Source organism: Coprococcus sp. OM04-5BH (assembly GCF_003482105.1).
In the GTDB taxonomy this organism is placed as follows: Bacteria; Bacillota; Clostridia; order Lachnospirales; family Lachnospiraceae; genus Coprococcus.
Genome location: NZ_QULM01000001.1, coordinates 976,605 through 991,830 on the forward strand (window position 1 = coordinate 976,605; position 15,226 = coordinate 991,830).

The window sequence follows — 15,226 nt, forward strand, 5'->3', positions numbered from 1 at the left end:
ATATTTATAGTATGGCAAGCAATCGCAGTGAAACAGCAGGGGTTATGTATAAACTGTTTGCCATACTGTAAATAAAATATCATTATAAGCCGCTGATTACCGACGGCGGAATGTGTTGAGTTTTATATGAAAACTTGACATGTAGCGTTAGTCCATTGCTGAAGGCAAAGTTTAGTGGACTGACGTTCAAGAGGAAAGGAGGAAACAAGATGAAAAAAAGAATACTCAGTGTTCTGCTCACCCTTTGTATAGTGATCTGTTTTATGCCGACTATAGTGTATGCAGAAACTCAGACAGTTGATAGTTGGAGTGGATTGCAAGACCTTATTGACAGTAATGATAATCTTTCAGTAACCCTTTCAAGTGATATTTCCTGGGGAGGAAGCTCTTTAACGATTCCGGTTGGCAAAAACGTCATACTGGATTTAAATGGAAAGACGATAGACGCCCAAAATAATGGCACCGTAATTGTGGTTAATGGTATGCTGACCATAAAAAACAGCGGCGCGGATTTAGCTGGTCCCATAGGAGGCGGTGCCGGTCCTATTACTGGAAATATTAAAAATGGTAAAGTTGTCGATCAAAAGGCAGGGGGCATTTTGGTTGCAAGCGGTGGAAAGCTTGTTATGAATTCTGGATGGTTAACCAATTGTGTTGATTCTTCGAATGAATTGAGCTCTGCGGGGGGTGTTTATGTTTCGGAAAATGCTGAATTTGAAATGACAGGCGGAATTATCACTGGCTGTAGTGGAAGTACTCCTTTGTACCTCCCGTGTTCCGCCGGAGTGGTAAACTATGGAATATTCACAATGAGTGGAAATGCAACAATTTCCGGAAGCAAGTCTACCTATGGTGGTGATGGCAGTGCCATTAGCAATGCAGGTACATTTAATGCAGATGGTGGCGTGGTTCAGACAGGACAATCGTGCACGAATTACGCTATAATTCAAAATACTGGGGAAGATTCAACTGTTTTCTATTGTAATGTTTTAAATACGGGGCTGGGAACAATTTCTGGAGGTACATACAATTATCCTGTTACAAATGCCGGAATTATCACGAACGGTATATTCAATGGAACAGTCGAAAATACCTATACTGTTACGGGAGGAACATTTAATGGCAGCACAACCGGAATATATACTGTTACCTTTGATTCAGGTGTGCCCTCGCAGATACGTGCAAAGGCACCTGCAGCAGTACCTGAAGAACCGGTTAGGAAGGGGTACACCTTCCTGGGGTGGCTTAAGGACGGAATACAATATGATTTTTCTCAGAATGTCACTCAAAATATATCGCTGACTTCCGATTGGAAGGCAAAGACCTATACTGTAAAATTTGATACGGCAAATAATACGACAGTTGCCGATAAAACTGTTTGTTGGGATGACAGAGTACTGGAGGGTATTTCCAATCCTGAAAAAAAAGGAGCTGATTTTAAGGGGTGGACTTACGAGGGCAGGATCATATCTGGAGATACCACCTACGCGGAGCTTGTGGTTGATGATACTGTAACGAGTATTACGCTGACAGCACAGTGGGAAACTATTCAGTACACAATTACTTTGGATTATGACGATGGTACTTCTAATGTCTCCACGATCATGATTGCTTATGGTGAGGAGTTTGATGATGTGCCTGTGCCGATCTGGATAGGTTACGTTTTTGAAGGCTGGTTTGATGAAAGAGGAGGGGGTAAGTGTTATATTGATGAAAATGGCAAAAGCACAAGATGGTATGACAAGACGGAGAATTGCACTTTGTATGCACATTGGCGTATAGATTGGTGTAAAGTCACGTTCGATGGGAACGGAGGAACATTGACTGGACCTGTAACCAGTCAAGAGAGGAAAAATGGACCTGTCTGTGAGCTGCATGACCCTGTCAGAGAAGGATATTTGTTCACTGGTTGGTATAAAGATGCTGCCTGTACAGAGAGATGGAGAGATGGAGACTGGGTGATCGATGATATGACTTTGTACGCCGGTTGGATGGTTATGGCGTATGAAATAACAATCAAGCTTGAAAATGGCGAAGAGGATATTATTATAACCCGAAACTATGGATCAGATATCCCACCTCAGAATCCCACCAGAACAGGTTATACTTTTATAGGATGGGACAAAACATTTCCGACAACTATGCCTGCGGAGGATATGACCATCACTGCAAAGTGGAAGGTAAATCAGTACACGATTGCCTTTGATACCGGCGGCGGTAGTGAGATTGCTCCTATAATACAGGATTACGGAACAGTAATCACCGCCCCTGATGAACCGACAAGAACAGGTTATGATTTTATGGGGTGGGATAAGACAATCCCGACAACCATGCCTGCAGAGAATGTAACGATAAAAGCATTGTGGAAAGATGTCGAAAAGCCAAGGGGCGAAATTAAAATTGGCGGGAAAGTCTGGAGTACATTTGCTTCAAATATAACTTTTAATCTGTTCTTCAAGGAAACGCAGACAGTGATGATTGATGGAAGCGACAACAGTATGGAAACGGTTAAAGTTGAGTATCTTATATCAAATGATACACTGACCGAAAACGAATTAGACGACTTGATTTTTACTGCATACACTGCACCATTTGCTATTGAACCTGATAACGAGTATATTGTATATGTACGGCTGACTGACATGTCGGGAAATGTATCCTACATGTGTTCTGAGGGAATTGTGTTGGACGGAACTAATCCTATGATTTCCGGAATCGAGAACGGCAAGACCTATTGTGAGGCACAAACTGTTATGATTACCGAAAAATATATGTCTGCCGTTACCGTGAATGGAAAGGCAGTCAGTCTTGATGAAAACAACCGGTTTGTTCTTTCCCAGTCAAAAGGTGAACAGAGGATTGCTGTTACCGATAAGGCAGGTAATACCTCTGAGATGACCGTGACGGTCAACAATGGGCATACTTTCAGCGGATGGACATCGAACGGCGATGGAACACATACCCGAAAATGTGTCATTGAAGGGTGTACCGCAGGTATACAAACTGAGAACTGTATTGATGAAGATAAAAACCATAAATGTGATAAATGTGATATGGTTTTGAATGAATGCACAGACGACGACAAAGATCATGTATGTGATTATTGCGGAAAGGTGATTTCCGATCATACTGGTGGCAAAGCAACCTGCAAGGACAGAGCAATCTGCGATGTGTGTGGAAAAGCTTACGGAGAGCTTGATCCGAAAAATCATGTCGACTTAAAGCACTTCCCTGCGAATACAGCGACAAAGACTTCCCAGGGTAATATTGAATATTGGTATTGTGGGGGATGTGGTAAGTATTACAGCGATAAAAATGGCACAAGGGAGATCAAAAAGAATGATATTATAACGGCGAAGCTGCCGGGTGATTCCCAATCTCCGCAGACCGGAGATGAAAATGATCCTGTTTTATGGATCGTCCTTATGTTTATCAGCGGCAGTGCATTTATTTGTACTGTGATTGCCAGAAAAAAAGAAAAATTTTTACATTAAGATATTTATAAGAGGTGATTTACTTGCGAAGAGATAGCAGCGAAACAAAGAGAAAGATACTGACTGTGTGTGTTCGTCTTTTTTTAGAACAGGGGTATAAGAATACTTCTGTCAGTCAGATTGTTGAAGAGGCGGGCGTTGCCAGGGGAAGCTATTTAAATCTGTTTCCTACTAAGGAGAAGATTTTACTGGAATTAGTTGAAGCAATGTTCAGTGGACAGTTCAGTGTGGCAAGAAGTATTGCAGACAGGAATCTGCCGCCGGTTTACGCATATGCAGTGGAAACCGCGATCCAAATTACATTAACGGAACTGAATGAACATCTTCGGGATATATACATCGAGGCTTACTCTTTGCCGGAGACATCGGAATATATTTATCTTCATACAACGTATGAGCTGAAACAAATTTTTGGCAAAAATTTTCCAGATTATGATGATAGTGATTTTTACGAGATGGAAATTGGTACAGCGGGGCTGATGCGTGGCTATATGGCGCGAAAATGTGATATTCATTTTCCGTTGGAACGCAAACTCAGACGATTTCTTGTGGCGGAAATGAGGGTATATCAGGTGCCCGAGACAGAACAGGAAAAGGTGCTTGCCTTTATTCAGTCGCTGGATATTAAGGCAATAGCTACAGATGTTATGTATAAATTATTTGCAATGTTGGAAATGACATTTGATTTTAAGTTGTCAAAAGACAGCTAAACGGAGGTGACAATATGAAAAAACGCCTGTTCGCTATCTTGTTTATTTTATGTATGGTGATCTGCTTTGTGCCCATAAGGGCAAATGCAATGGCAATCTACATTGATCTGACTGTTGTTGGCCAGGGAAATTTACCCCTTGAAGTTGAGCCGGGTGACAGTATTGATAATGTGAAACAGAAAATTCAGGATAAAATCGGATTACCTCCTGACAGGCAAAAATTGATCTTCAATGGAAAAGAGCTTGTCGATGGAAGAACACTGGCGGATTACAATATCCAGAAAGAAAGTACATTGTATCTGCAGGTGCGGTCAGATAAGGCGGTTCAGTTTGGTACAAATGGTATTGAAAACCCAATAAAAAAGCAGACGGCGGGGGGGAATTATAGGACACCCGGAAGCTACATATATTTCGGTATAAATAGTGAAAACAGTAATAATCCAATCAAATGGCGTGTGCTGGATGATGAAAGTACAAATGACGGAAACACAAGAGGAATGTTCCTACTGTCGGAATACCTTATGGGTGACGGGGTAAAGTTTAATAATGATCAGAACAATGGCAGTACATATCAAGGGAGCAATGCACAAAGCTGGTGCCATAGCTTTGCAACGGATGTGAACAATTTCTCATATTCAGAGCAAAATGCTATACTTGGAGTTTCAAAAAGCGACAGTAATGAAACGGATTTATATTCACATTCGTGGAGGGAGGGTAGTCTGGCAGAAAGCGACAAACTATTCTTTCTGTCTGCTAAAGAACTGGCAGATTATGTAGGAAATTATAATAATGCACCGGGGATTGCCGCAACGGATACTGATCAGAATGTGAGGGCGTGGTGGCTTCGATCTTTCGGGGCAGATGACACCGATCTTGTGGGAGTAGTTGACTTTGATGGCAACGTGGATCTTTACAGTCCAAATTCTGACTGTTTGGCAAGACCTGCTTGTAATTTAGATCTGAGTACTATTCTTTTCACATCTGCCGCAGAAAACGGAAAATCCGTACAGGGTATGGATGGAGGCCTGGCGGCAATTCCTACATACAATGGTAATGAGTGGAAGTTGACTCTTTGGGATGACAGTAGAAACAATTTTACAGCCCAGGCAAGTACAGGTACAGCATTGACAAATGAATACGGATATTCAGATTGGAAGGTAAATATTGATTATTTCAATGCAAAAAATGGTACGAATGAATATATTTCTGTAATGTTGGTCAACAGTAGCAATGAAATTATTTATTATGGACGCATTGTAGAAAATAGTGCAAGTGGAACAGCGACAGTTACCATTCCATCCGGTCTGGCAGTTGGAAGATATACCCTGAAGGTGTTTTCCGAGCAATATAACGGTGATTATAGGACTGATTATGCCAGTGCATTTCGGAATGTTACGATTAAAGTACGGGATAAGGTTGAAGAACAATTTGCAATTACTCCGGGAGATACATATTATTTTGATTTTTCCGCACAAGAGCTTCCGGGTGTGGTGAACGATAAGGTGCCGGATAGCACGTTACATTATGTGCCATTTACTTACGTGGGCACAGTGGGAGCATATGCAATGGAAAATAAAAGCGATACAAACACACAGTCGTATCCGCACAGTATTTTTATTGCGGATTACAATGTGGTTCATACTGTATCATGGGATGAACTGAATACGGCAGATTTGATTTTCGGCAGAAACTATAAAAGTGGTGGCGTGAATTTCGTTTTGCGAACTGCATCTGTAGGAAAAGCTTCAAGCAGTCGGGAGTCTGATAGGCGTGGTGAACCTCAGAATAATGAATGGGATGCAATTCTTGACAAAGCAGAACAGTTCTGGACAGATGATACGACAGGATATATAAAGAACTGGAGCTGGATATCATCCTGGGGACAGGACGTAGCGAGAGATAGTGAAACCAACTATGTTTATCGTGGCAAAGATTCTGCCAGAGAGTGGAGCTATGACAACGCGGCGGTTTCTTATATCGGTTTTCGTCCAGTGCTTGAGGTTACAGACATCGACACCTTAGGCAATGACGGACTAAAAGCTGTAAAGCTGAATTTAGATGGCGGTGCATTAAGCGGTGAAAGCAGTATCGGGATTATTGTGAAAAACGGTGAAAGATTTACAGCTCCAATGGGTGAAGGACTCACCAGGCCGGACGGCAATGCAGGTGATTATTTCAGGTGGCTTGGTGATGATGGAAAGTTATATACACCGGGTGAAAGTGTTCCGGCAAATGTAAAGACGTTAACTGCACGATGGAAGTTGTGTGATCACAAGGGGAGTAAGACAAAACCGACTTGCACACGATCTGCAACATGCTCTGAGTGTGGCGAGAAGCTTGCAGCGTTGGGACATGATCCAAAGGCTGGATATAAGTCAGATGAAAACAGTCATTGGCTGGAGTGTAACAGATGTGCGGATAGATTAAATGAAACATCACACAAAAATGAAGATAATGACCACATATGTGACATTTGCGGTAGAGTGATCGGCACTCATACCGGAGGTAAGGCAACCTGCAGAGACAAAGCAAAGTGTGAGGTATGTGGTGAGGAATACGGTGAGACTGATCCAATAAATCATGTCAATTTAAAGTATTACCCGGAAAAAGCAGCAACCAAGACAGCTGATGGTAATATTGGATATTGGTACTGTGATGGCTGTGGTAAGTATTACAGTAACAGTGAGGGTACAAAGGAGATTAAAAAAGAGGACATCATAACGGCAAGGTTAAAAGATGGCTCAGGATCTCCCCAGACCGGCGATACAAATAATCCGGTTTTGTGGATTGTTCTGTTTTTCGCCAGCGGTGGTGCAACTGTTGGGACGATAGTTGCCAGAAAGAAGAAAAAGTGACACATATAATTGGATAGTTTAAATGATAGCCGGGAAGAAGTGTCCCGGCTATTTTACTTATTGTAATGATGTCAGCGACATCGTTACGCTGCAGCAACCCTTGCCGTAGGCAATTTTTAATGGTTGCTGCTCTGATTTGTAAGGATGTCTGTGACATCGTTACGCCGCAGCAACCCATTGCCATAGGCAATTTCAAATGGTTGCTGCTCCAATTTTATGTAAGTGGGTTTTATGTTCAGTAAAGTGTGCATTGGAGCTTGTAGAGATTATTTGTTTATACAACATTGAAGTGATCAGAAAATTTATATATAATGTTAAATAGTTAATGATAACGTGACAAAATCATAAGTGGAAATGCGTTTAAAATGAGAAATGTGATATGAATGTTTAAAGTAAAATCGGAGAGCAGTGAGAAGTTATTTTACAGATTCTTGTACCGGAGAGTGTGAAAGAACAGTACAGGCAGATGATTGCAAAAGCCGATGAGGATATGCAATTGGGGGTTGTTTATAGAATCATTAAAACACAATAATTAGTCAAATTCCAGTTTATAGGGGAAAACATACCAGATAATTTTATAATAAAACAGCGTCAGAGCATTTATGTGTAAAAGCATGAATGCTCTTTTTTGTTCTTTCATGGACAAAGAACAAGAAAGCAGCTTTTGGACAAATTGTCCAGAAGTTCAAATAAAAAATGAAGGAGGACACCTGATGTATAGCCAAAATGGTATTCCGTGGGTAAGACCACCCACACAGGACAGGCAGCATAGAGAAAATAATATCGGGAGGACAGAACAATGGTCGATGAATTGACGCAGGAGTCGTTCCAGACAGGAAAGGCGATTGTGACTGTCAGCGTAGATCTGATTACTGCCATTGCGGATGCGTGCAAGAGGTCTGAACAGCAGAATCCGGGTATGAGTGAGGAACAGAAGGAGACATTGCTCGGCAAGGTTGTCGATAAGGTAATGTCGAATTATAAGGAAATACATGGCTCATTAAAGGGATTTAACAGAGAGGACAAAGATGTCACGCATATTGATGTGAATGATGAGCGAACAGCGGAGCTTTTGGAGAAAGCCTGTAAGAAAAGTCATATTCCAATGGATATGAAAGAAGTAACGAGAGCGGATGGTTCCATCACGCATACTGCATTCTGTGAAGTGAAAAGCATAGATCAGGTGGCAGCATTACTGAAGATGGCTTCCGAACAGGTACTTGAAGAGCAGAAGGAAATGACCAAGACACTTGTGCTTTACGATGATAAGGGCAAGAAGGTCATGTCGGCTGACTTTGTAAATAATGGTGAGATAAATATGGACGATGTGCGCAATTTCAAAATAGTTGTGGTCATTGTGACCGCTGTACAGAGCCTTGCCTAAGTATTTTCCGGGATATTTTATAATAAATTTATGGGTGGCGGTCTGTTAATAATCACTTTGATATTTTATAATGTAAGCATTGGTTGTAAATTTAGTTGATGGTGCAAAGTCAGTTTAAGTGGCCTGAAACTCAGCGGGAAAGGAGACAAAATATGTGTACAGCGGCGATATATAAGACAAAGGATTTCTATTTTTGGAAGCCCGCTGGATTACGAATTCTCGTACGGCGATGAGATCACCGTGACTCCGAGGAATTATCCGTTTGAATTCAGATATATGGGCAGGAAGGTACAGAACTTGCCAGATATCCATTGCTGCAGGGGGAGAACATCAACTGGCAGAACTAAGTATCTGCTGCCCCCCGGGACCCGGGAAATCCCAGGAAATAACTTAACGTTTTTATCTGCATTTCTGCATTTTGCGAAAAATTTGTGCTGTTTTATGTAATGGTGGAGCCGGCAACTGCATGGTGCCAGTAGCCATCGTAGAGCCAGTAGCCCTCCAACAGAGCCGACAGTCTGGATGATGGCAGTGGTTGCACAAACATAGAAAAGTAGATTATAATATCGGAAAAGGGCGTTGCCAGTGGCAATGTACGGAAGCCAGAGTTATATCTGTGATAAAGGAGAAAGGACGAGATATGGGCAAGTCAAAGGTTACAATAAAAGAGATTGCGGATAAGGCAGGGGTGTCCATAGCTACAGTTTCCCATGTTATCAACAGGACAAGGTATGTAAGACCTGAGCTTGTGGATAAGATAGAGAAGATTATTGTAGAGACGGGATATCAGAATAAGATAGCAGATAAGGAGAGAAAACTGCTGGTTGGCCGAGAGTCTACGATCGTTGCAGTCATTCCGAACATTGAAAGTACGATATACAGAGATATGGTAGCTTATGTGGAGCAACTTGTCAGTGCACAGGGATATCAGTTCCTTGTGGCGATAACAGACAATGATTTTAAGGAGGAGACACAGGTGCTTGCCGGACTTCTGGTCAACAAGAAGGTTGCCGGTATCATACATGCGCCGGTGAGCGATGTGGCAACCAACTACACAAAGCTTATACAGTCAGGCGTTCCATTTGTCTGCGTGGAGAGAAATATACTTGGATCAGGGATAGACTCAGTTGAGTTCCGAGACAGGGAGGCTATATTTAAGGGCGCAGATTATCTGCTTGCGAGTGGACACAAGAATGTTTTGTTTTTCAGAGAGAGTACGGACAGTACCACCAGGGATGAGAGAACAAAAGGTTTCCTGAGTGCTCTGCAGAAATACAATATAAATACAAACGATGCGAATATAGTGGATGTGACACTGGAAAATGGCGAGGATGACTGTATGCTCGTCATCCAGAAGGCGCTCCGCAGATACAGGCCGACCGCAGTTCTTGCGGGGGGCAATAGAATAACGCTCTACCTCATGAAGACACTGAGAGATATGGGAATCGACTGTCCGGGAGAGATATCTGTGGTTGGGTTTGGTGATGAGAGCTGGTCAGAACTTACATATCCTCCGCTTACCATAATCAGAAGAGATGTGAAGGGGTTAAGCACCAAGGCAGTTGGAATGCTTTTTGAGAAGATCAACACAGGTGCGGTCATATCCCATGACTGCTATGCCGATGTGGAACTGGTTGTCAGGAAATCCACCAAGATGCTGGATAATGGACCATTTGGAGATAAGGCAGCTGCCCCTGATTCCGTGGTGCTGACGAAGGAGGAAAAACAGAGGTTGAAGGCAGGACATTTCAGAGTTGCCATATCATTCCATTACACAGGTACGTCATGGGCTGAGCTTCATGAGAAGGGTATCTGTGAGGAGCTTGAGCAGTTCGGGATAGATGTGGTGTCGGTTATGGATGCGCACTTTGACTCGGAACTGCAGAATGCGCAGCTTGATGGAATAAGACTTCAGAAGCCGGACGCAGTTATAGCTATTCCGGCGGATGACAGCCGTACCAGAGAGAAGTTTCAGGAACTTTCCAAAGTGTCAAAGCTGGTGTTCATAAGCAATGTTCCGGATGGCATGTCCAAGAACAGCTATGTGTCCTGTGTATCAGTAAATGAGTCGGAGAATGGAACGAACACGGGAAGAATGCTGGGGGAATACTGCAAGGAGAACAAGAAAAAAAAGGCAGGTTTCATTATTCATGGTGCGGCATTCTATGGAACAAGAGTCAGGGATAACGCCGCTGAGAGGATAATCAAGGACAGTTATCCTGATATTGACATAGTTACGATTAGGAGTTTTGGAGAGATATCCAATGCATATCAGGTAGCCCAGGACGTGATAACTGCCAATCCTGAAATTGAGGCAATGTATGTGAGCTGGGATCGCCCGGCACTTCTGGTTATAAAGGCACTCAAGGAGCTTGGCAGGGAGGATGTGGCGGTGTTCACCACAGACCTTGATCATGGAATTGCCAGGTGCATGGAGGAAGGAATCGTCAAGGGACTCAGCACGCAGAGACCATACGAGCAGGGAAGAGCAGCCGCGGCAGTTGTTGCCAAGTCCCTGGTAAGTGAAGAACAGCTTCCAAAGTATGTGGGAGTTCAGCCGTATCAGGTTGAGCCAAAACAGCTCAGGCTTGCATGGAAGGAAATCTTCCATGAGTCCATGCCGGACAGATTGAGTTGATATGACATCTTTAGTTAGTCCGTGCCGGACAGAGTTAGAAACTGTATCTTTTTATCTAAAAAAGAATCCGTTAGAGAGAAAATTGTATCTTTCTGGCGGATTTTTTGCGTTTATACACAAGAGACAAGGTGACAAGTAACGGGTGCCAATCATACACTACAAATCTCATAAGTATGACATCTGACAAAATATTTACGTAAAAAACTATAAAAGACCTGCGAATCCTATAATGCAATCGAGCTTCATTTGTGCAAAGTGACGAATAAACAATAAATAAAACACTTGATATTGACAATAACTGACAAAGGTTATATCATCAAAATATGCAAGGGGCGAAAAACAGTTTAAAAATTACGTAAATAAACCGGTTAAAAACAGTTTTTCGACAACGAGTTAGCAAAGAAAATACATGATAGTGGAGGTAAAAATTATGAGAAAATTTAAAAAGTTATTAGCAGTTGGAGCATGCCTGTGCATGTCACTCAGTTTACTGGCAGGTTGTGGATCAGGATCAGGAAACGCTTCGGGCAGCGGTTCATCTGATTCAGGTACAAAGCAGGAGAGCACAAAGTCATCTGACCTGTCATTTGCATTTTGTACAAACACACTCAACAATACATTCCAGAGTTCAATTGATGCCAAGCTCAAGGAGCTCTGCGATGCGAACGGAATATCATATACATGTCTTGATCCTGACTACGATCTGAACACACAGCTCAGCCAGTTATCAGACGTGGCAAATAGTGGATACGACGCAGTGTTCATCATCCCGGTTGATTCAGCAGGTATCACATCAGGTCTTGCAGAGATCAAGGATGCAGGAATCCCAATCTTCAATGTAGATACAGCAGTTATCGAGGATGACATAGAGAACTTCGTAACACAGTTCGTTGGAACAAATGCTTACATGGCAGGAAAGCTTGTCGGTGAGCAGATGGCTAAGGATTATCCGGACGGAGCAGACATTGCGATCCTTGACTTCCCATCAAATGAGAGTTGTGTAGACCGTGTAAATGGTTTCCTTGACGGACTCGGTGATAACAAGGATAAGTTCAATATCGTAGCACAGCAGGATGGCGAGGCAGCACTTGATGCATCAATGAGCCTTGCAGAGGATATTATCACAGCAAACACAGATCTTCAGGCATTCTTCTGTATCAATGATCCTTCAGCACTTGGCGCTGCAGCAGCAGTTAAGGCAGCCAACAAGACAGGTCAGATTGGTGTATACAGTATCGATGCTTCACCAGATGGCAAGCAGGCACTCCTCGACGGCGAGTTCACAGCAGTTGCATGTCAGGTTCCTGTACAGATTGCTGAGTACGCATTCAACGCAGCACAGAAGTATGTGGGCGGAGATACAACGATCGACGAGAAGAAGGTATATCTTGACTCACACCTCGTACTCAAGGATGAGGCTGAGCAGACAGTTAACGATTGGCAGTAAGGCCGGATCGAAGCCGGCAGTAACAGCACGGGGCTGTCCCCCGGCTGGACATACATGACACAACGTAGGTGTATATAACACGGGAGAGACCGGGGATCTTAGATCTCCGGCCGAGATCCCGAAAAAGCAGGATAACAAAAGATCTATTTTAGAAACTTGGAGGTTTAATATGGGACAGACAGTTCTGGAAATGATAGGGATAAAGAAAAGCTTCTCCGGAATATATGCTTTAAGTGGCATCGACTTTTCCCTTGAGCTGGGAGAGGTACATGCACTGCTCGGTGAGAATGGTGCAGGAAAGTCCACACTGATTAAGGTCCTCGGCGGAATTTACCAGCCCGACAGCGGAATCATCAAGGTAAATGGCAAGGAGGTAAAGATCAACGGAGTTCCGGCTGCCAGAGAAAATGGTATAGGAATAATACATCAGGAAATCGTACTTGTTCCATATCTTTCGGTGGCACAGAATTTGTTTCTCGGCAGAGAGATAAGGACAAAGCTTGGAACGCTGGACTTTGCAGAGATGAACAGAAGAGCAGAGGAGATGATATCGTCCCTCGGTGTGAATATAAAAGCAGACACGATAGTAGAGAATCTGACCATCGCACAGCAGCAGATGGTGGAGATCGTCAAGGCGGTCTCATTCAACGGTAAGATCATAGTTATGGATGAGCCTACCTCATCACTCTCAAATGAAGAGGTGGAGCAGTTATTTGAGATCATTGAGAATCTCAGAAAGAAACAGGTAAGTATAATCTACATCTCCCACAGAATGGAGGAGCTCTTCAGGATATCTGACAGAGTTACCGTCATCAGGGATGGTGCATACGTAGGAACAAAAAAGACATCTGAGACCAACCCGAATGAGCTGGTTGCGATGATGGTAGGAAGAGATCTGGAGAGCTTCTATGCCAGGGATTACTGTGACATGGACAAGGCAGAGGTTGCTCTGGAGGTAAAGAACCTTTCACAGACAGGTGTCTTTGAAGATATAAGTTTTTCGGTACACAAGGGTGAGATCCTGGGATTCTCAGGTCTGGTCGGTGCCGGACGAAGCGAGATCATGGAGGCGGTATTTGGTGCCACACAGCCTACATCAGGCGAGGTGATACTCGGCGGAAAGCTGGTACACTTCAAGAATCCGATGCAGGCGATCAAGTCAGGCGTAGCCCTGGTTCCTGAGGACAGAAAGAAGCAGGGCCTGGTGCTCGGCAACAGCGTGGCGTTCAACCTAACACTCTCATCCCTCAGATTCTATATGAATGGAATCGCCATAAGCGAGAAAAAGCGCGGTGAGGTCATAGACCATTATTCAAAGCGGTTGCGGATCAAGGCGGCGTCACCTGAGATCGAGGCGGGCAGCCTGTCAGGTGGAAATCAGCAGAAGGTAGTTCTGGGCAAATGGCTTGCAACCAAGCCGGATGTGCTCATTCTGGATGAGCCGACCAGAGGCGTTGATGTAAATGCAAAATTTGAGATATACACAGTAATCAATGAACTGGCAAAGGAAGGCATAGCGATAATCATGGTATCCAGTGAGCTTCCTGAGATCATCAACATGTGCGACAACGTATGTGTGGTCAGAGCCGGAAAACTCGTGAAGAAGCTGTCAAAGGACGAGCTCTCACAGGAAGAGATAATGAAATACGCTGCAGGAGGTATCAAATAATATGGGCGAGACAAAGAAGAATTCAAAAGCAACTTCTATATTAAAAAACAATCCCCTGACATCCATAGTCAAGGGCAACATAGGAATCATAGTGGTTCTGATAATCATGTGTGTGGCCGTATCATTTGCCACAGACAAGTTTTTAACGACCAACAACATCATATCAGTGCTTAGACAGATATCGATCAACACATACATAGCACTTGGAATGACACTCATAATCATACTTGGTCACATTGACCTGTCAGTTGGATCGATAGTAGCTATGTCGGGAACTCTGACCGTAGGTTTTATAGTTAATCAGGGACTTCCTCTCGGCGTAGCAATAGCAGCAGGCCTTCTGGTCGGCACAGCGGCTGGCTTTGTAAGTGGTTTCATAGTAGCCAATTTCAAGGTGCCTGCATTCATCATCACAATGGCCATGATGAACATAGCAAGTGGTATAGCTTATGTCTACACAGGTGGACAGTCAACACGTATCACAAACAAGCTCTTCATCGAGATCGGTACAGGATATCTGTTTAATGTGATTCCACTCCCGGTAGTGTACATGGTAGTGCTCATCATACTGTTCAGCTTCATCCTCAGTAAGACAAAGTTCGGAACATACGTATACGCGATAGGTGGTAACCGCGAGGCCGCAAGACTTTCAGGTGTACCTATTAAGAAGATAGAGATCATAGTGTTTACAATATCAGGACTTCTCTCAGCATTCGCAGGACTTGTACTCTGTTCAAGAATGTACTCAGGCCAGCCTTCAGTTGGAAGCGGATATGAGCTTGATGCCATCGCAGCCTGTGTACTTGGCGGAACCTCTATGACAGGTGGTAAAGGAAGGATCAGTGGAACAGTATTTGGTGCCATGGTCATCGGAATCATCTCAAATGGTCTTAACCTTATCGGAGTGTCATCATACTGGCAGCTTATCATCAAGGGTCTCATCATCGCATGTGCGGTACTCCTTGATGGACAGAAGGGCAAGCTTGAGCTCCTCAAAAAGAAGAAACTTGCAGCAAACTAGTAGAAAGA

General features: G+C 43.4%; 8 protein-coding genes and 1 pseudogene. All 9 read left to right on the plus strand.

The features are described from left to right. The first annotated feature begins 209 nt into the window (after nt 1–209). The 9 genes and pseudogenes from DXB54_RS04265 to DXB54_RS04310 all read left to right on the plus strand — a co-directional run bounded on the left by DXB54_RS04265 (nt 210) and on the right by DXB54_RS04310 (nt 15,218). Nucleotides 210–3,494 carry an InlB B-repeat-containing protein gene (locus tag DXB54_RS04265; protein WP_118694330.1) on the plus strand — a complete coding sequence of 1,095 codons (3,285 nt, stop codon included), beginning with the start codon at nt 210–212 and terminating at the stop codon, nt 3,492–3,494. Between the two features lie 14 nt (nt 3,495–3,508). Then, entirely contained in the window at nt 3,509–4,204 is a 696-nt protein-coding gene (locus tag DXB54_RS04270) for a TetR/AcrR family transcriptional regulator (protein WP_243104736.1), read from the plus strand. A 14-nt stretch (nt 4,205–4,218) separates the two neighbouring features. After that, nucleotides 4,219–7,059: a ubiquitin-like protein gene (locus tag DXB54_RS11945; RefSeq protein ID WP_199708723.1), complete on the plus strand. Its 2,841-nt coding sequence runs from the start codon at nt 4,219–4,221 to the stop codon at nt 7,057–7,059. 799 nt (nt 7,060–7,858) lie between these two features. Beyond that, entirely contained in the window at nt 7,859–8,443 is a 585-nt protein-coding gene (locus DXB54_RS04285; protein ID WP_243104737.1) for a hypothetical protein, read from the plus strand. Between the two features lie 152 nt (nt 8,444–8,595). After that, nucleotides 8,596–8,731 (plus strand): annotated as a pseudogene (locus tag DXB54_RS12295) (linear amide C-N hydrolase); the annotation flags it as partial. A 352-nt stretch (nt 8,732–9,083) separates the two neighbouring features. Next, the gene (locus DXB54_RS04295; protein WP_118694331.1) at nt 9,084–11,081 is read left to right on the plus strand and encodes a LacI family DNA-binding transcriptional regulator; all 1,998 of its coding nucleotides are present in this window, start codon (nt 9,084–9,086) and stop codon (nt 11,079–11,081) included. A gap of 430 nt (nt 11,082–11,511) precedes the next feature. Further along, nucleotides 11,512–12,528, plus strand: a complete 1,017-nt coding sequence (locus DXB54_RS04300; RefSeq protein ID WP_118694332.1) for a sugar ABC transporter substrate-binding protein — start codon at nt 11,512–11,514, stop codon at nt 12,526–12,528. 169 nt (nt 12,529–12,697) lie between these two features. After that, nucleotides 12,698–14,197 carry a sugar ABC transporter ATP-binding protein gene (locus tag DXB54_RS04305; protein WP_118694333.1) on the plus strand — a complete coding sequence of 500 codons (1,500 nt, stop codon included), beginning with the start codon at nt 12,698–12,700 and terminating at the stop codon, nt 14,195–14,197. A 1-nt stretch (nt 14,198) separates the two neighbouring features. Then, nucleotides 14,199–15,218: an ABC transporter permease gene (locus DXB54_RS04310; protein ID WP_118694334.1), complete on the plus strand. Its 1,020-nt coding sequence runs from the start codon at nt 14,199–14,201 to the stop codon at nt 15,216–15,218. Nucleotides 15,219–15,226 lie beyond the last annotated feature (8 nt).

Bases quoted from the DNA above. Each gene is read 5' to 3' on its own strand.
- DXB54_RS04295 (WP_118694331.1), top strand. From the start codon at position 9,084: ATGGGCAAGTCAAAGGTTACAATAAAAGAGATTGCGGATAAGGCAGGG.
- DXB54_RS04310 (WP_118694334.1), top strand. From the start codon at position 14,199: ATGGGCGAGACAAAGAAGAATTCAAAAGCAACTTCTATATTAAAAAAC.
- DXB54_RS11945 (WP_199708723.1), top strand. From the start codon at position 4,219: ATGAAAAAACGCCTGTTCGCTATCTTGTTTATTTTATGTATGGTGATC.
- DXB54_RS04300 (WP_118694332.1), top strand. From the start codon at position 11,512: ATGAGAAAATTTAAAAAGTTATTAGCAGTTGGAGCATGCCTGTGCATG.
- DXB54_RS04285 (WP_243104737.1), top strand. From the start codon at position 7,859: ATGGTCGATGAATTGACGCAGGAGTCGTTCCAGACAGGAAAGGCGATT.
- DXB54_RS04305 (WP_118694333.1), top strand. From the start codon at position 12,698: ATGGGACAGACAGTTCTGGAAATGATAGGGATAAAGAAAAGCTTCTCC.
- DXB54_RS04265 (WP_118694330.1), top strand. From the start codon at position 210: ATGAAAAAAAGAATACTCAGTGTTCTGCTCACCCTTTGTATAGTGATC.